The organism is Kitasatospora sp. HUAS MG31 (assembly GCF_040571325.1).
Taxonomy (GTDB): Bacteria; Actinomycetota; Actinomycetes; order Streptomycetales; family Streptomycetaceae; genus Kitasatospora; species Kitasatospora camelliae.
On the sequence record NZ_CP159872.1, the window covers coordinates 7,276,718 to 7,294,770 of the forward strand.

Sequence of the window (18,053 nt, forward strand, 5' to 3'; positions counted from 1 at the left end):
TGCGAAGAGGGTGGCGGACGTCCGGGCTTTCCGGAGTCCACCACCCTCGATGTGGTGGGCGGGTCAGTCGTGCGGGACGACGGCGACCGGTGACTGCGCGTGGTGGAGTACGGCGTGGGCGACGGGCCCGAGGCGCATGCCGGCGTGGTGGTGCGGGCGGCGCCGGCGGCCCACCACGAGGAGGTCCGCGTCGGCGCCGGCATCGACCAGAGCCGCCGCGCCGCTGCCGATCCGGCAATCCTGGACCACCGTGACCTCGGGGTACTTCTCCTGCCAGCCGGTCATCGCCAGTGTGAGGAGTTCGTCCTCGATCGCTCGGAACTGCTCGGCCTCGGGCTGCGGGGACACCCAGCCGGCGTAGCCCCACACCGGCGGCGGCGTCCAGCCGTGCACGGCGCGCAGCACCGCGCCACGCCGGGCGGCCTCGCGGAAGGCGAAGTCGAGGACGTCCGTGGCGGGCTCGCGGGTGTCGACACCGACGACCACCTCGGGTCCGTCGGGCCCGGAGGGGCGTTCGGTCGCGTCGGAGCGGACCAGCACGGTGGGGACTTCGCTTCGGGCGGCGACGGCCAGGCCGACGGAGCCGACCATGAGCGCGCCGAAGCCGCCGAGCCCGCGGGAGCCGAGGACCAGCATACGAGTGTCGGCGGCCGCGTCGACCAGCACGTCGACCGGCTCGCCGCCGCCGATCAGCTCGGCGCGGATCTCCAGGCTCGGATGGGTGGTCCGGATCGCCTGCTTGGCGTCGGTGAGCATGCGCGTGGTCAGGGCGCGGACATCAGCCGGTTGGCCGGGGTCGGTGTGGATGTCGTCGAGCCAGGTCTGGGCGTGGACCAGGCGCAGCGGAAGGTCGTGGCGGGCGGCCTCGTCGGCGGCCCAGCGGGCGGCGGCGATGCTCTGCGCCGAGCCGTCGATCGCGGCGAGCAGGTAGTCGGCCATGGGTGAATCCTCTCCGGAGTGGGTACGTGGGACGCGTGATCGTGCCGGGCCAGTCTTCGTGGGCGCGGGTTGCCGGACCAGGGCTGCTTGGTGCCCGGCGCAGGGTCCGAAGGTCCTGTACCGGGCACCGGCTCGGCTGCGGTGTTCACGCGAAGGCGGTCCGCAGGGCCCGCAGGGCCGTGGCGGGTTCGGCGAGCGCGTGGTGGACCGGCGGGATGGGCAGCTTGAGGCCGAGCAGCTGGTAGACGGCGCGCATGGCGCCGCGCACGGAGTACTCGACGGTGAAGACGACGTCCTCAGGGATCTCGACGTACTGGCCTAGGAAGGCGAAGTTGCGTGCGCCGTGCGGGATCAGGCGCGGGCGGTCGTGCACGGTGCGCGGGGCGAACTGGCTGGTGATGTAGGGCATCATCACGGTGGTGACCGTCGTGGTGGCGCGGACCTCGTCCGCGATGTCCTCGAAGCCGAGCTGGCCCAGGAGTTCGGTGAGGATCTCCTGCCCGGTGCACTCGGCCATGGCCTTGCCGGTGTGCTCGCCGGGGGTGCCGGTGAACAGACCGTAGCCCCACAGGGTGAACACACCGTCCGGCTGCCCGTCGAAGTGCGGCGGGCGGGGGACGACGATCGACATCAGCCAGGGCGAGTCCTTGAAGGTCATCAGGGCGCCCGTGCCTGGGGCGTTGCCGCTGAACTCCTCGATCCGCGTCAGCAGCGCGGGGCTGCGCATGGTGAGGGTGAAGGACTCCCAGGCGGCCTCGGGGATGCTGCCGTTGAAGACGGCGGGCCGGCCGAAGTCCGGCGCCTTGCGTGAGAGGGTCTCCCAGAGCGTCCAGCTGCCGTCGCGCTTGTCGCGGACCAGCTCGGGCGCGGTGTGGTCATCGCCGTAGGAGGCATCGGCGGTCATCGAGCCGAGCGTGATGAACGCGAGGTCGAGGTCGGCGAGTTCGACCTCTTCGTGTCGTCCCTCGCGGTCGAGGTGCAGGCGCTTGGCGCGGCGGATGCCGTCGTGCTCGGTGAACTCGACGTCGGTGACGGTGACGCCGTGCTCGAAACGTACCCCGTGCTCGAGCAGCCACGCGGTGAGCGGCCGCACGATCGAGTCGTACTGGTTGAGGCGGGTGCGGCGTACGCCGGCGAGGGTGTGGATGCGCGGGAACTCCTGGAGGAACCGCAGCAGGTAGCGCTTGAGTTCGATGGCACTGTGCCAGTTCTGGAACGCGAAGGTGGTGCGCCACATCGCCCAGAAGTTGGTGGTGAAGAAGTGCTCGGAGAAGAACTCGTCGATTCGGCGGGCACCGATGACCGTTTCGGGCAGGACCAGTAGGCGGGCCAGTTCGATGTGGTCGTGCGCAGTGAGGCCGAGGCGGGCGGCGTCGACGATTCGGTGGTCGCGGTCGATCAGCCGGGCTTTGGCGTCGGTCGGCCATGCCTGGTTGAAGTCGGTGATCTCCTTGCGGACGGAGACCTTCGGGTCGTCCAGGGTGGGGATCGTCTCCAGCAGGTTCCACAGGCAGGTGTACGCCTCGTCCTCCAGCATCCGCCCGCCGCGCGTCACGTACGCCTGATCCGGTGAGCCTGCGCCGTCGAGGGAGCCGCCCGGGAGCGGAAGCTGCTCCAGGAGGTGGATGTTCTCGCCGGGGACGTCGCCGTCCCGGATCAGGAAGGCCGCGGCGGCCAGGGCGGCGATCCCGCCGCCGACCAGGTACGCCTTCGTTTGACGCCCACTGTCGATCATGTCGTGTTCCATTCGTTCGCTCAGGCTGTCCCTGCGACGGTCGGCAGGGGGTGCCGCCAGCCTGCGCCAGCGCCGACGCGGGCGCGCGGGCCGACAGGCACCGCTTCAGGGCCGTTCGTCCTCGGCGTTGTGGCCCATCACGCGCCGCCCGCGGTGTGGGGGAGGTTCGGCTGATCCGCAAGTCCCTCTCCCAGCCGCTGGGCCGTGACCCGGTCGGCCCTGTGTCCGGCCGGGTGCGCGGTGTGACGATGGGTACGGCCCGCCGTCGGCGGCCAGCGAAGTCGACCGATTTCCGAGGAGACCGCCGCCATGACCGTGACCGCTTCAACGCCCGGAGAGCCGACCGAGGCCGAACTGCGGGCGCTCGATGCGCACTGGCGGGCCGCTAACTACCTGGCGGCCGGTCAGATCTACCTGATGGCCAACCCGCTGCTGCGCGAGCCGCTGCGCCCGGAGCACATCAAGCCCCGGTTGCTGGGCCACTGGGGGACCTCGCCGGGCCTGAACCTGGTGTACACCCACCTCAACCGGGTGATCTCCGGGCGTGACCTGGACGCCGTCTGCGTCTGGGGCCCGGGACACGGCGGCCCGGCGGTGCTGGCCGGCTCCTGGCTGGACGGCAGCTACACCGACACCTACCCGTCCGTCACCCGGGACGCCGAGGGCATGGCGAAGCTGTTCCGGCAGTTCTCGTTCCCCGGCGGGGTGCCCAGCCACGTCGCGCCCGAGACCCCCGGCTCCATCCACGAGGGCGGCGAACTCGGCTACGCCCTCTCGCACGCCTACGGTGCCGCCTTCGACAACCCCGCCCTGCTGGTCGCCTGCGTGATCGGCGACGGCGAGGCGGAGACCGGCCCGCTCGCCGCCTCCTGGCACAGCGACAAGTTCCTCGACCCGGTGCACGACGGCGCGGTGCTGCCGATCCTGCACCTGAACGGCTACAAGATCGCCAACCCGACGGTGCTGTCCCGGCTCCCCGAGGCCGAACTCGACGCCCTGCTGCGCGGCTACGGCCACGACCCGCTGTACGTCACCGGCGCGGACCCGATGGCCGTGCACCGCGCGATGGCCGCCGCCATGGACACCGCCCTCGACAGGATCGCCGCCATCCAGTACGAGGCCCGCACCGACGGCTCCACCCGGCGTCCGCACTGGCCGATGATCGTCCTGCGCACGCCCAAGGGCTGGACCGGCCCGCACGAGGTGGACGGTGTGCCGGTGGAGGGCACCTGGCGGGCCCACCAGGTGCCGCTCGACCAGGTCCGCACCAACCCCGCACACCTCGCGCAACTGGAAGCCTGGCTGCGCTCCTACCGCCCCGAGGAACTGTTCGACGAGTACGGGAGGCCCACCGAGCAGGTGCTCGCCTGCCTTCCCGAGGGCCGTCGCCGTCTCGGTGCCAACCCGCACGCCAACGGCGGCCTGCTGCTGCGCGACCTGCCCCTGCCCGCGCTGGAGCGCTACGCCGTCCCGGTCGACAAGCCCGGAGCCACCCTGCACGAACCCACCCGCGTCCTCGGCGACCTGCTCGAACAGGTGATGGCCGACACCGCCGAACGCCGCGACTTCCGCCTGGTCGGCCCGGACGAGACGGCCTCCAACCGGCTCCAGGCCGTCTATGCCGCCACCGGCAAGGCATGGCAGGCCGACACCCTGCCAGTCGACGAGCACCTGGCCCGCGACGGCAGGGTGATGGAGATCCTCTCCGAACACACCTGCCAGGGCTGGCTGGAGGGCTACCTGCTCACCGGCCGCCACGGCCTGTTCTCCTGCTACGAGGCGTTCGTCCACATCGTCGACTCGATGGTGAACCAGCACATCAAGTGGCTGCGCACCACCCGCGGCATCCACTGGCGGGCCCCGATCGCCTCCCTCAACTACCTGCTCACCTCGCACGTCTGGCGCCAGGACCACAACGGCTTCTCGCACCAGGACCCCGGCTTCGTCGACCACGTCCTCAGCAAGAGCCCCGAGGCCGTGCGGGTCTACTTCCCGCCGGACGCCAATACCCTGCTCGCCACCGCGGACCACGTCCTGCGCAGCCGCGACTACGTCAACGTCGTCGTCGCCGGTAAGCAGCCGTGCTTCGACTGGCTGAGCCTGGAGGAGGCCCGTGCCCACTGCGCGCGCGGCGCCGGAATCTGGGAGTGGGCCGGCAGCGACGACGGCAGCGGCGAGCCGGACGTGGTGCTCGCCTGCGCCGGTGACGTGCCTACCCAGGAGGTGATCGCCGCTGCGGAGCTGCTGCGCCGTCACCTGCCGGACCTGCGGGTGCGCGTGGTGAACGTGGTCGACCTGGCCCGGCTGATGCCCGCCGAGGAGCACCCGCACGGCATGCCCGACGCCGAGTTCGACGCGCTGTTCACCCGGGACAAGCCGGTGATCTTCGCCTACCACGGCTACCCCTGGCTGATCCACCGCCTCGCCTACCGCCGCACCGTCCACCCGCACCTGCACGTGCGCGGCTACAAGGAGTCCGGCACCACCACCACGCCCTTCGACATGGTGGTCCGCAACGACCTCGACCGCTACCGCCTGGTCATGGACGTCATCGACCGGGTGCCCGGCCTCGCCGTGCGCGCCGCCGCCGTCCGCCAGCAGATGGCCGACCAGCGCAGCCGGCACCACGACTGGATCCGCGAACACGGCACCGACCTGCCCGAGATCGCCGACTGGCAGCCGGGCAGCTGACCTGACCCAGACCGAAAGGCGGAAGGAGACGATCACCATGGACCTGCCCGTCACTGTCGGCGTCGACGGCTCCGAAGCCAGCCTGGCGGCCGCCGACTGGGCTGCACGCGAGGCGCTGCTGCGCGGCCGCCCGCTGCGCGTGCTGCATGCCCTCCCCCTGATGCCGCACCTGCTCCCCAGCTGGAGCCGGCAGACCCGGCCCGCCGGTGACCTGCTCCACGAGGTCCGGCACGTCCTCGCGGTGCGCCACCCGCAGTTGCTGGTCCGCACCGATGAGGTCCACGACGCCGTCACCTCGGCGCTGGTCGCCGCGGGTGAGGACGCCGAGCTGCTGGTGCTCGGGGCACGCGGTAGCGGCGGCTTCCCGGAGCTTCGCGTCGGCTCCACCGCGCTGCACACCGCCGCGTGGGCCGGCAGTCCCACGGTGCTGCTCCCGGTGAACGGCCCGGGCGCGCATCCGCGCGAGCAGGTGGTGGTGGGGCTGGACGCCCGCCGTCCCGCCCAGGTGGCGCTGCACTTCGCCTTCCTGGCCGCGCAGAGTTACGGCCTGCCGCTGCGGGTCGTGCATGCCGGGGCAGGCCCGGCGGGGGCGGGCGAGGGCCACATTGGCGAGGCCGCGCTGCTCGCCCGGGTCCTGGAGTCCTGGAAGGCAGCCCATCCCGAGGTCGAGGTGGTCGCGGACACCGAGGGCGCCGCACCGGGCCGGGCGCTGGTGGAGGCGTCGGCCAAGGCCCGGTTGCTGGTGCTCGGGCGCCGCCCGGCGGACCGGGTCGGCCTGCTCGGCCCTGTGGCCCACGCCGTCCTGCACCATGCCGACTGCCCGGTGGCGGTAGTGCCCGAGGCGTGAGCGCAGCCCCTGACCGGGACCTTCGGGACCGGTCAGGGGCTGCTCGGCCTCTGTGGCCAGCCTTCGCCAGGCGCGAGCCTTTCCGTCAGACACGAGGTCGCGCACACCGGTGTTGCGACCGCAGAATCGAAAGAGGTCGTGATCATGTCTCACGCTGTGGTGGTGGGAGTCGACGGATCGGCGCAGAGCGCGGCCGCGGCCGAGTGGGCGGCCTACCAGGCCCACCGGAGCGGCCAGGCGCTGCGGATGGTCCACGCCGGTGGAGCGGAGCCGACGCTGTCGGCGGAGCCCGTGGACCGGGCGCAGTCGCTGCCCCGGCTGGTGCTCGAACTGCGGGACCACCTCGCGGACGTGCTGCCGGGCCTGGAGATCTCCTGCGAGCACGTGCCCGGCCACCCGGCCTATGCGCTGGTGGCCGCCGGAGACCGGGACGGCCTGCTCGTGCTTGGCTCGCGCGGGCTCGGGGGGCTCGCCGGATTGCTGGTCGGGTCGGTCGCGCAGCGCGCGGCGGCGCACGCCGCCTGCCCGGTGGTTCTGGTCCGGGCGGACACGGATGGCGGCGGCGTGGAGTCCGGCGTGGTGGTGGGGGTGGACAGCGCCCGGCCCGGTACCGAGGTTCTCGCCTTCGCCTTCGAGCAGGCCGCCGAACGGGGAGCGAAGCTGCGGGTGCTGGAGAGCCGGAACCTGCCCACCGGACGGTACGTGACGGAGGCTCCGGTAGACCCGCCGGAGATCACGGAAGGCTTGGCAGCGGGAGCGCTGGTCCGCCTCCAGGACGCGCTGGCGCCCTGGCGGAAGAAGTTCCCCGAGGTGCGCGTCGAGGCCGAGGTGACCGCCTGGCCGGCCGGGCGGGCACTGGTGGAGGCCTCCCGCAGCGCTTCGCTGGTGGTGGTGGGCCGCCGGACCCCGAGGATCCGACCGGCCGTGCCCGGACTGGGCGCCGTGGCCCACACGGTGCTGCACCACACGCACAGCCCGGTCGCGGTGGTGCCGCACGACTGACCGAGACCGCCATCGTGGCTGTGGCAGGACCGACACCAGGTCCTGCCACGGCCACCGGCATGTCCGGCCCCGGGGCATGGTGACCCCGGCAGCCTGTGGACGAGGGACCTTCGGTCCGCAGGCGTACCCCAACGGCCGCCTCCCTGCGCGGCGCCGCTCCGGAAGGCTGTGGGTGTGAGCGCGAGCGACGCCCGCCAGCGCACGAATCCCCGGACGAAGAACCGAAAGGTGGTCCCGCCATGCCCCGCCGCCCGCAGGCCGAGGAACCGAATCCCCCCGCCCCCGCACCGGCCAGCACCACCGCCGTCGACGCCCTGGTCGCTGACGCGCTGACGGCTCTTCGGGAGTACGCCGACTTCACCCAGGAGCAGGTCGACCACATCGTCAAGAAGGCGTCCCTGGCGGCACTGGCCCGGCACACCGCACTGGCGGCACTGGCGGTCGAGGAGACCGGACGCGGCCTGTTCGAGGACAAGGCCGTCAAGAACGTGTTCGCCTGCGAGAACGTCACCCACGTGATGGCCCGCACGAAGACCGTCGGTGTGGTGTACCGGGACGAGATCGACGGGATCGTGGAGATCGCCGAGCCGGTGGGCGTGGTCGCCGGCATAACCCCGGTCACCAATCCCACCTCCACCACGATCTTCAAGTGCCTGCTGGCGCTGAAGACCCGCAATCCGATCGTGTTCTCCTTCCACCCCGCGGCGCAGCGTTGCTCGGCGGAGGCGGCCCGGATCGTGCGGGACGCTGCGGTGGCGGCCGGAGCGCCGCAGTCCTGCATCCAGTGGATCGAGGAGCCGTCGATGGCGGCCACCCACGCCCTGATGAACCACCCGGATGTGGCCACCATCCTGGCGACGGGCGGGAACGCGATGGTCCGCGCCGCGTACTCGTGCGGCAAGCCGGCGCTGGGCGTCGGCGCGGGCAACGTCCCCGCCTACGTCGAGAGGAGTGCGGACCTGAAGCGGGCCGTCAACGACATCGTGCTGTCGAAGACCTTCGACAACGGCATGATCTGCGCCTCCGAGCAGGCCGTCATCCTGGACGCGGAGATCCGTGACGCCGCGCTCGCCGAGTTCCGCACGCTGAAGGCGCACCACGCGAGCGCCGAGGAGAAGGCGCTGCTGGAGCGGTACCTGTTCGGCGCAGGGGAGGGCAGCTCCTGCGCCGGGGAGCGGCTGAACGCCGACGTGGTGGGCCGCAGTGCCCCGGAGATCGCCGCGGCGGCCGGGTTCGAGGTACCGCGCGACACCTCGGTGATCCTGGCGGACGCGGAGCGGGTCGGGCCGTCGGAGCCGCTGACCCGGGAGAAGCTCTGCCCGGTGCTGGCCGTACTCACCGCGTCCTCGCGCCGCGAGGGCGTCGAACTGGCAGCGGCGATGGTGGAGTTCAACGGACTGGGGCACTCGGCAGCGGTGCACACCGAGGATGCGGCGTTCGTCGAGGAGTTCGGCCACGCCGTCAAGGCGTGCCGGATCATCTGGAACGCGCCCAGTTCGCAGGGCGGCATCGGCGACGTCTACAACGCCTTCACCCCCTCGCTGACGCTGGGCTGCGGCTCCTACGGGCACAACTCCGTGGCCGGCAACGTCTCGGCACTGAACCTGCTGAACATCAAGCGGATCGGGCGGCGCAACACCAACATGCAGTGGTTCAAGGTCCCGCCGAAGATCTACTTCGAGCGCAACAGCATCAAGTACCTGGCGAGCATGCCGAACGCCCACCGGATCGTCATCGTGACCGACCGGACCATGGTCGAGATCGGCCACCTGGAACGGATCCGGGCAGTCCTGGACCGCCGGCGCGATCCGGTCGAGGTCCGGGTGGTCGACTTCGTCGAGCCCAACCCGAGCATCGACACCGTCCGGCGGGGTGCCGAGCTGATGCGCGACTTCCGCCCCGACACCATCGTGGCGCTCGGCGGCGGTTCGCCGATGGACGCGGCCAAGGTGATGTGGCTGATGTACGAGCACCCGGAGGTCGACTTCGCCAACCTGAAGGAGAAGTTCTTCGACATCCGCAAGCGCGCCTTCACCTTCCCCGACCTGGGCGACAAGGCCAAGCTGGTCTGCATCCCGACCACCTCCGGCACCGGAGCCGAGGTCACCCCGTTTGCGGTGATCACCGACACCGCCACAGGGCAGAAGTACCCGCTGGCCGACTACGCGCTCACCCCGAGCGTGGCCATCGTCGACCCGGCGCTGACCACCCACCTGCCCAGGGACGTCACCGCCGACACCGGCTTCGACGCCCTCACCCACTGCATCGAGACCTACGTCTCGGTCTACGCCAACGACTTCACCGACGGCCTGGCCCTGCAGGGCATCCGGCTGATCTTCGACAACCTGGAGCAGGCCGTCACCGACGGCCCGACCAACCCCGTCGCGCGGGAGAAGATGCACAATGCCGGCACGATCGCCGGCATGGCCTTCGGCTCCGCCTTCCTCGGCGTCGTGCACGCCATGGCCCACACCCTCGGCGCCACCTTCCACGTCGCCCACGGTCGCACCAACGCCCTGCTGCTGCCCCACGTCATCCGCTACAACGGGGCGGCGCCGGCCAAGGTGACCAGCTGGCCCAAGTACCGCGCCTACGTGGCCCCCGAGCGCTACCAGGACATCGCCCGGCTGCTGAGCCTGCCCGCCGGCACCCCCGAGCAGGGCGTCGAGTCGCTGGCCGCCGCCATCGAGGAACTGCGTGACCGGGTCGGCATCCCGCGCTCCTTCAAGGAGGTCGGCATCGACGAGGCGGCCTTCCTGGCGGCGCTGCCGCAGCAGGCGATGAACGCCTACGAGGACCAGTGCGCGCCGGCTAACCCCCGGATGCCGCTGCTCGCCGACATGCAACAGCTGATGCGCCATGCCTACTACGGCGACCAGTCCTGACCAACACCCGAGCGAGAGGGACAGACCGACCATGACCACACAGCAGCACGGGACTTCGACCGCGTGGGACGGATTCCAGGGCGACCGGTGGCGCGAAGCCGTAGACGTGCGCGACTTCATCCAGCACAACTACATCCCCTACCAGGGAGATGCCTCCTTCCTGGCCGGGCCCACCGGGCGGACCCTCGCGGTCTGGAAGCAGATCACCGACCGCTTCCCCGAGGAGCGCGCGAAGGGCGTGTACGACGTCGCCCACGACATCCCGGCCGGCATCACCGCACACGCGCCCGGATACATCGACCGGGAACGGGAGCTGATCGTCGGGCTGCAGACCGACGCCCCGCTCAAGCGCGCGATCATGCCCTACGGTGGCTGGCGGATGGTCGCCGGCGCGTTGAAGACCTACGGCTACCCGGTCGACCCCGGGCTGGAGAAGGTGTTCACCGAGTACCGCAAGACCCACAACGACGGCGTCTTCGACGCCTACACACCCGAGATCCTCGCCGCCCGCAAGGCCGGCATCATCACCGGCCTGCCCGACGCGTACGGGCGCGGCCGGATCATCGGCGACTACCGCCGGGTGCCGCTGTACGGCGTGGACCGGCTGATCGAGGTGAAGCGGGCCGAGAAGGCCGAACTGGACGGCTTGCCGCACGATCCGGCGCGGCTCGAGGAGACCATACGGGAGCGTGAGGAACTCGCCGAGCAGATCAAGGCGCTCGGCGAGCTGAAGCAGATGGCCGCGAGCTACGGACACGACGTATCGGTCCCGGCCGCGACGGCCCGCGAGGCGGTCCAGTGGCTCTACTTCGCCTACCTGGCCGCCGTGAAGGAGCAGAACGGCGCGGCGATGTCGCTCGGCCGCACCTCCACCTTCCTGGACGTCTACCTGCAACGCGATCTCGAAGCTGGCCGTTTGACCGAGGAGCAGGCGCAGGAGCTGGTCGACGACTTCGTCGTCAAGCTGCGGATCGTGCGGTTCCTGCGCACCCCCGAGTACGACGAGCTGTTCTCCGGCGACCCGACCTGGGTGACAGAGTCCATCGGCGGGATCGGCGAGGACGGCCGCCCGCTGGTGACGCGTACCTCCTTCCGCTACCTCCAGACCCTCTACAACCTCGGCCCGGCTCCCGAGCCGAACCTGACCGTGTTCTGGTCCAAGCAACTCCCGGATGGCTTCAAGGAGTTCTGTGCCAAGGTGTCGATCGACACCTCGAGCATCCAGTACGAGTCGGACGAGCTGATGCGCCCGCGCTTCGGCGACGACACCGCGATCGCCTGCTGCGTCTCCGCGATGCCGGTCGGCAAGCAGATGCAGTTCTTCGGCGCCCGGGTCAACCTCGCCAAGACCCTCCTCTACGCGATCAACGGCGGCCGGGACGAGATCTCCGGCGCCCAGGTCGGCCCCGCCACCGGTGCGCTCAGCGGCGACGTCCTCGACTACGAGGAGGTGCTCGCCAAACTCGACCGGCAGCTCGACTGGCTGGCCGCCACCTACGTCCACGCGCTGGACGTCATCCACTACATGCACGACAAGTACGCCTATGAGCGTCTGGAGATGGCCCTGCACGACCGCGACGTCCGGCGCACCCTGGCCTGCGGCATCGCCGGCCTCGCGGTGGCGGCCGACTCGCTCTCCGCCATCAAGCACGCGACCGTCCACCCGGTACGCGACCACACCGGCCTCGTCGTCGACTACCTCGTCGAGGGCGAGTACCCGGCCTACGGCAACAACGACGACCGTGCGGACGCCATCGCGGTGCGGCTGGTCGAGGAATTCATGGACAAGGTCCGCAAACACCCCGCCTACCGCGGCGCCGAGCACACCCAGTCCGTGCTGACCATCACCTCCAACGTCGTCTACGGCAAGAAGACCGGCGCCACCCCGGATGGCCGCAAGGCCGGAGAACCGTTCTCCCCGGGCGCCAACCCGATGAACGGACGCGACCGCCACGGCTACGTCGCCGCCGCCCTGTCCGTGGCCAAACTCCCCTACGAGCAGGCCGAGGACGGCATCTCCCTCACCAACACCGTCACCCCCGACGCGCTCGGCCGCACCGAGGAGGAGCGGATCGCCAACCTGGTCGGCGTCCTCGACGGCTACACCACCTGCCGCGGCTTCCACATGAACGTCAACGTCCTGAACCGCGAGACCCTGCTGGACGCCATGGAACACCCGGAGAACTACCCCCAGCTGACCATCCGGGTCAGCGGCTACGCGGTCAACTTCGTCCGCCTCACCCGCGAGCAGCAGCTCGACGTGATCGGTCGCACCTTCCACAGCGCGCTGTAGCAGCGCCCACCCGCACGCGGTGCCGACGCACTCCCCGACCACGGGCGGCGGCACCGCGTCTTTGTGCAAGGAGAACTGCAATGACCGAAACCACCGTCACTGCCTCGGCCGGCGACGCCACACCCCCTCCGTGCCCACCTGCGGATACGACGGCCTCGTGCCCGGTAACCGGCATGCTGCACTCCTGGGACCTGTCGACCGGCGTCGACGGCCCGGGGACGCGCTTCGTCGCCTTCCTCGCTGGCTGCCCGCTGCGCTGCCTCTACTGCCACAACCCCGACACGTGGCACCTGCGCGACGGCCGGCGCACCACCGCCGACGAGATCGTCCAGGAGGCCGCCAAGTACACCGAGTTCATCCGCGCCTCCGGTGGCGGGGCGACGATCAGCGGCGGCGAGCCGCTGCTCCAGCCGAACCTCACCGGCGAGCTGCTGCACCGCTTCAAGCACGAACTCGGCCTGCATACCGCCCTGGACACCTCCGGCTTCCTCGGCTCCCGCGCCACCGACGCGCTGCTCGCCGACACCGACCTCGCCCTGCTCGACATCAAGTCCTGGGACCACGCGCTCTACCGACACCTGACCGGCCAGGAGGTCGCGCCGACGCTCGACTTCGCCCGCCGCCTGGCCGGCCTCGGCACCGAGGTTTGGGTCCGCTTCGTGCTCGTCCCGGGGCTCACCGACCTTCCCGAGAACATCGAAGGCGTCGCCGCCTTCGCCGCCTCGCTCGGCAACGTCGCCCGGGTCGACGTGCTGCCCTTCCACAAGCTCGCTGCAGCCAAATGGCGCTCGCTGGGCTTGGAGTTCACCCTCGCCGACGCGCCGGCGCCGACCAGCGACCAGGTGTCCGCTGCTCGCGCGGTGTTCGCCGCCCACGGGTTGCACGCCGTCTGACCGAGCCCGTCACACCCGCTCCCCGGTACGGTCGAGCCCCAGGGCTCGTCGACCGACCGGGGAGCTTCGTCGTGCTCACGCCGCGTGCCACCGATGGAGCGGCAGTGCGGCTCCGGACTCCGGGCTCGCGTGATTCAGCCGCCGAGGCATATCCGTGACGCGATTCCGGGGCTGTTGCGGGACCGGAGTCATGGCTGCGGAGTAGAGGCCGAGATCCGTGCGACGCAAGAGCGCAGTGGCCGGCCGCGATCGTGTCGCGGTCGGCCACTGCGGGTGCGGTGGGGGTCAGCGCAGCCAGGGGTGGTCACGCACGACCGGGAGAGCGGCCCAGCGGCGGCCCAGCCCCCAGCTGTTGCCGGAGGCGGTGGCGGCCAGCACGATCAGCAGCAGGGCGTACACGAGGTGGTAGTCGGCGACGGGGTTGCTGGAGCCGCTGGCGGCGCCGTTCGCCAGGTGGCGGGCGGGCGGCCACTCGGCGGCCCACATCATGGCCAGCAGCAGGGTTCCGCTCGCCGCGGCGATCCGCAGGCCGATCCCGCCGATGAGAGCGAGGCCGATGCCGAGCAGGCCGAGCATGAACAGCCAGTCGGCCCAGGCCTGCCCGGCCCACTGGTGGAAGGCGGACTGCAGCGGGCCGGCCGAGACGTGGCTGAGGAAGCCCTTGGTTGGCGAGCCTCCCTTGACCCAGGCGGCGGCGCTCTTGGTGGCGTAGCCGAGGCCGAATGCCTTGTCGAGGAAGGCCCACAGGAACACGAAGCCGAGAGTGACCCGGGTGGCGGCCAGGGCGGTGGCCGTGGCGGTGGTCTCCGCGGTGGTGGCGGCTCGGTCGGCCGGCTGCGCGGTGCGACGGTGGAGCCTGGCCGTGAGGCGGCGGGGCATCCGGGGGGTGTGGGCGTGGTGGACCGCCATGATGGGCTCCTCTGCTGGTTCGACTGCCGGATTGGCGAGTTGGTGATATGCGGGTGCGTGCTGCGGTGGGCGGCTCGGGGGAGGGCCGGGCCCTGAGCCCGGACCTCCTGCCGTCATTTGCGGTGCATGGTGTGCAGGGCCTGGGCCAGGACGTGCGGGTCGTGGTGGCCCTTGTGGACGGCAGGGGGCTGCTTGTCGAGGCCGAGGAGCTGCGCCACTGCGGCCCAGGCGGTGCGCACGGAGTACTCGACGGTGAAGACGACATCGTCGGGGACCTCGGCGAACTGGCCGATGAAGGCGAGGTTGGTGGAGCCCTTCGGGACGACCTGCGGCCGGTCGCCGTGGCTGCGGACCAGGAACTGGCTGGTGATGTAGGGCATCAGGCAGGGGATGACGGTGGACGCCTCGGCGACGCGCTCTGCGGTGGTGGCGTCCACGGCCAGGTGGTGCAGGACCTCCTGGAGGATCTCCTCCCCGCTGCACTCCCGCATTGGCTTCTGGACGTGCGTCCCGGGCTTGTCGGGGAGGAGCCCGTAGCCCCACCAGACGGAGACATCCTCGGGCTGCTGCTGGTAGACCGGCTGGCGGTTGACCACGACGGTCAGCAGCCAGGGGGATCCGGTGAGGGTGAGCAGGCCGCCGCGGCCGGTGGCACGGCCGGTGAACGTCTCCATCCAGTCCAGGAAGGCCGGGTCCTTGGCGGTGACGGTGAAGGACTCCCAGGTGGAGTCGGCGACACTGCGGTCGAACACCTCCGGGCGGCCGAAGTCCTCGCGGCCGCGGGCGATGCGGTGCCAGAGCAGGAAGGAGGAGGGGCTGCGCGCGGTGCTCGGGCCTTCCGGCGCGGTGGTGTGCGAGCCGAGGGTGGAGTCGGCGGTCATCGAGCCGTTGGTGACGAACACCAAGTCGTCCGGGGCGACCGGAAGGTCGGCGTGCGGACCCGCGAAGTGGATGCGCTCGACGCTCGTGCCCGTCCCCTCGCGGAAGGACAGGTCGGTCACCCGGTGGCCGGTGTGGATCCGCACGCCGCGCTCCAGCAGCCAGGCGGTCAGCGGGCGGACGATCGAGTCGTACTGGTTGTACCGGGTGCGGTAGATCCCGGACATCGTTTCGAACTCCGAGAACAGGTGTACGAAGCGCAGCAGGTAGCGGCGGAACTCGATCGCGCTGTGCCAGGGCTCGAAGGCGAAGGTGGTGCACCACATGTACCAGAAGTCGGTGGTGAAGAAGTCCTCGCTGAAGCAGTCGGTGATCCGCTTGCCGTCCAGCATCCGCTCTGGTGTGGCCAGGCAGGCGACCAGCTGAAGGCGGTGGCGCTCGGAGAAGCCCATGGCGTGGCCGTCGCGGATCTCCCCGCCGGCGCCCACCAGTCGGGTGGCGTCGTCCCACGGAGACTCCTGGTGGGAGTCGTAGACGTCCTGGGTGACGGAAACCGACGGGTCGTCCAACGACGGGATGCCGGACAGCAGGTCGTACGTGCAGCGGAACTGGGCCTCGAACATCCGCCCGCCGCGCATCGTGTAGCCCGCCTCCGGGGTGCCGCCCGCATCCAGGCTGCCGCCGACCTCCTCCTGTTCCTCGAAGAGGTGGATGTCGGTGCCGGCGTAGCCGCCGTCGCGGATCAGGAACGCCGCGGCGGACAGGGCGGCTATGCCACTGCCGACCAGATATGCCTGTGCCATCGGAATACTCCTCAACTCTGCTGGGGGAAAATGCTGTTCGTGTCTGACCGGCCGGTCAGACAGTGGCGCTGCGCTGATCGGGTTCGCAGTTCGGGGTGTGGATGCCAGCCTGCTCTGGGCCGGACACCTGGGCTTTGGGCCATTGGTCACTGGTGGGGGAACAACGGTCCCGGCGTCATGGCCTTGGGGTGCTCGGCGCGGATTCCGGGCGTCCTCGGCCGGCCTGCGGGCGGTGTGGTGCTCAGGGAGCCAGGTCCCGGCGCAGCAGGAGCGGGAGCGCGGCGGCGATCCCGGCGCACCCGACCGTCACCAAGACGGCGAACGGACCCCAGGCGATCGTCCCGTGGGCGAGTGCGTCACCGGGCGTGTAGTAGTGGAAGGGGCTCAGGTACCGCAGCGGCGCGGCCGGGTGCCAGGCCATGGCGATGAAGTTGACGGCGAAGCCGACGGCGCCGAACGCGATGGTGGTGCCGATCACCTGGGCCCGGTGGCGAGCCGCCGCCGAGACAGCCAGGGCCGGACCGGACAGGCAGAGCGTGAACGCACACCCCGCCAGGCCGGCCGCGAGCACGCCGCGCAGGGGGACCGCGTGGTGGAGGGCGGGGGTGAGGGCCACGCCGCCGGCGACCGCCAGGGTGGCGGCGGCGTTGAGTGCCAGTGAGGCCGCGACCACGGCGGCGGCCCGTTCGGCGAGCAGTCGCAGGCGGGAGACCGGACGGACCATCAGCAGTTCCACGGTGCCGGACTCGACGTCGGCCGCGACGGCAGCTGCCGCGAGCGAGCCGATCGCCGTCAGTTGCATGGCGATCCAGAACGGGTGCACCAGACCGGCCCCGAGCAGGCCGGGGTAGCTGGCGATGGAGACGTCACCGGTCGATCCGGAGAACGCCTTCAACGCGTCGGGTCCGGTCGGGCCGGGTCCGGCGAACAGCTGGGCCGGCGGCACCGCCCGGATGACGGCCACGATCAGTGCCTCGAAGACGACCATGCCCGCTGCCAGGAATGCCAGCATCCTGCGGCGCCGGTGCAGAGCGAGCCAGAACAAGGGGAACTGGGCCCTCATGACCGTACCGCCGCTGCTTCGACGTCCTGCCGGTACAGGTCGAGGAACGCCTCGTCCAGCCCGGCCTCCTCCACCGACACGTCCGCCACCGGCAGCGCGGCCAGGAGCTCGCGCAGTCCTGTGACCAGCTCCGTCGGCGGGACGAGCAGCTGGACCTCGTCTCCGTTCCAGCGCGGTGACCACCGCTCCGCCGGCCCCAGGGCCTGGGGGCCGCGGCCGTCGGCCAGGACCAGCCGTACCCGTCTGGCGCGCTCCTGCCGCAGGGTGGACACGGATCGCACCGCGACCAGCCGCCCCGCCCGCACGAGCGCCACCCGGCCGCAGGCCCGCTGCACCTCGGGCAGCACGTGGCTCGACAGCAGGACTGTGCGACCCACGTGCGAGGCCTCCTCCAGCAGTGCGAAGAAGACCTCTTGGACCAGCGGATCCAGACCTTCGGTGGGCTCGTCCAGCACCACCAGCTCGGGATCGTGCTGGAGCGCCTGGACCAGGCCCAGCTTCTGCTTCATGCCTCGTGAGTACTCCCGCACCGGCCGGCCCAGATCCGCTGCCGCCAGCCCGAGACGCTCGCACAGCTCCACACGCCGGGGCGTAGCGGCGCCCTGCAGATCGCTGAGCAGCCGGAGTGTCTGAGCACCGGTGAGCTCCGGGTACAGGCGGAGTTCTCCCGGCAGGTAGCCCAGGCGCGGGGCCAGGCGTCGGTGGTCGAAGAGCGGGTCCAGGCCCAGCAGCCGGATCTGGCCGGAGCTCGGCCGCAGCAGGCCCACCAGGCAGCGGATGGTGGTGGTCTTCCCGGCGCCGTTGGGGCCCAGGAACCCGAAGATCTCGCCCCGCCGCACGGTGAGGTCGAGCTGGTCGACACCCGCCTTGCGGCCGTAGTACTTGCTCAGTCCGGCCAGCTCGATGGCCGGCCCCACGCGCTCCATGCGTGCCTCCCTGCATCGCGGCCGCCTCGGTGGAGGCTTCGTCTCGCACCAACTGCACCGCACCGAGCCGGGCGGTGACAGGGACTCATGGGCCCTGTTCGCCAGGCCCGTCGGTCGCCGGCGCGGCAGTCGTCCCGCACCGAGGCTGAAGGTCCCGGCACGGCGGCCCCCTCGGCCCTTCGCCACCA

12 protein-coding genes are annotated in these 18,053 nt (G+C 71.2%); 6 read left to right on the plus strand and 6 right to left on the minus strand.

Translation table 11 applies throughout. The features are described from left to right. Window positions 1–63: 63 nt before the first annotated feature. Together ABWK59_RS32765 and ABWK59_RS32770 are read right to left on the minus strand one after the other, a co-directional pair. Window positions 64–939: a universal stress protein gene (locus ABWK59_RS32765; RefSeq protein ID WP_354644296.1), complete on the minus strand. Its 876-nt coding sequence runs from the start codon at window positions 937–939 to the stop codon at window positions 64–66. Window positions 940–1,084: 145 nt separating this feature from the next. After that, window positions 1,085–2,674 (minus strand): oleate hydratase, encoded by a 1,590-nt coding sequence (locus tag ABWK59_RS32770; RefSeq protein ID WP_354644297.1) that lies wholly within the window; start codon window positions 2,672–2,674, stop codon window positions 1,085–1,087. Window positions 2,675–2,983: 309 nt separating this feature from the next. On the opposite strand from ABWK59_RS32770, the gene ABWK59_RS32775 reads away from it, so the two are divergent. The 6 genes from ABWK59_RS32775 (at window position 2,984) to pflA (ending at window position 13,285) form a co-directional block, all read left to right on the plus strand. Continuing rightward, complete coding sequence (locus ABWK59_RS32775) at window positions 2,984–5,365, plus strand: phosphoketolase (RefSeq protein ID WP_354644298.1); 2,382 nt, start codon at window positions 2,984–2,986, stop codon at window positions 5,363–5,365. Between the two features lie 37 nt (window positions 5,366–5,402). Further along, complete coding sequence (locus ABWK59_RS32780; RefSeq protein ID WP_354644299.1) at window positions 5,403–6,212, plus strand: universal stress protein; 810 nt, start codon at window positions 5,403–5,405, stop codon at window positions 6,210–6,212. Window positions 6,213–6,356: 144 nt separating this feature from the next. Continuing rightward, window positions 6,357–7,214 (plus strand): universal stress protein, encoded by an 858-nt coding sequence (locus ABWK59_RS32785; protein ID WP_354644300.1) that lies wholly within the window; start codon window positions 6,357–6,359, stop codon window positions 7,212–7,214. A gap of 239 nt (window positions 7,215–7,453) precedes the next feature. After that, window positions 7,454–10,099, plus strand: a complete 2,646-nt coding sequence (gene adhE, locus ABWK59_RS32790; RefSeq protein WP_354644301.1) for a bifunctional acetaldehyde-CoA/alcohol dehydrogenase — start codon at window positions 7,454–7,456, stop codon at window positions 10,097–10,099. 31 nt (window positions 10,100–10,130) lie between these two features. Then, window positions 10,131–12,392, plus strand: a complete 2,262-nt coding sequence (gene pflB / locus ABWK59_RS32795; protein ID WP_354644302.1) for a formate C-acetyltransferase — start codon at window positions 10,131–10,133, stop codon at window positions 12,390–12,392. Between the two features lie 173 nt (window positions 12,393–12,565). Next, on the plus strand, window positions 12,566–13,285 hold the full coding sequence (gene pflA, locus ABWK59_RS32800; protein WP_354644303.1) for a pyruvate formate-lyase-activating protein: 720 nt from the start codon (window positions 12,566–12,568) through the stop codon (window positions 13,283–13,285). Window positions 13,286–13,570: 285 nt separating this feature from the next. On the opposite strand, the gene ABWK59_RS32805 is transcribed toward pflA, so the two are convergent. The 4 genes from ABWK59_RS32805 to ABWK59_RS32820 all read right to left on the minus strand — a co-directional run bounded on the left by ABWK59_RS32805 (window position 13,571) and on the right by ABWK59_RS32820 (window position 17,865). After that, a complete protein-coding gene (locus tag ABWK59_RS32805) occupies window positions 13,571–14,194 on the minus strand; it encodes a hypothetical protein (RefSeq protein ID WP_354644304.1) in 624 nt (207 codons plus the stop codon). A 113-nt stretch (window positions 14,195–14,307) separates the two neighbouring features. Continuing rightward, window positions 14,308–15,876 carry an oleate hydratase gene (locus tag ABWK59_RS32810; protein WP_420492888.1) on the minus strand — a complete coding sequence of 523 codons (1,569 nt, stop codon included), beginning with the start codon at window positions 15,874–15,876 and terminating at the stop codon, window positions 14,308–14,310. Window positions 15,877–16,117: 241 nt separating this feature from the next. Continuing rightward, a complete protein-coding gene (locus ABWK59_RS32815) occupies window positions 16,118–16,939 on the minus strand; it encodes an ABC transporter permease subunit (protein ID WP_354644306.1) in 822 nt (273 codons plus the stop codon). Then, on the minus strand, window positions 16,936–17,865 hold the full coding sequence (locus ABWK59_RS32820; RefSeq protein WP_354644307.1) for an ABC transporter ATP-binding protein: 930 nt from the start codon (window positions 17,863–17,865) through the stop codon (window positions 16,936–16,938). Before ABWK59_RS32820 ends, ABWK59_RS32815 begins: the two co-directional genes overlap by 4 nt. Between the last annotated feature and the right edge of the window lie 188 nt (window positions 17,866–18,053).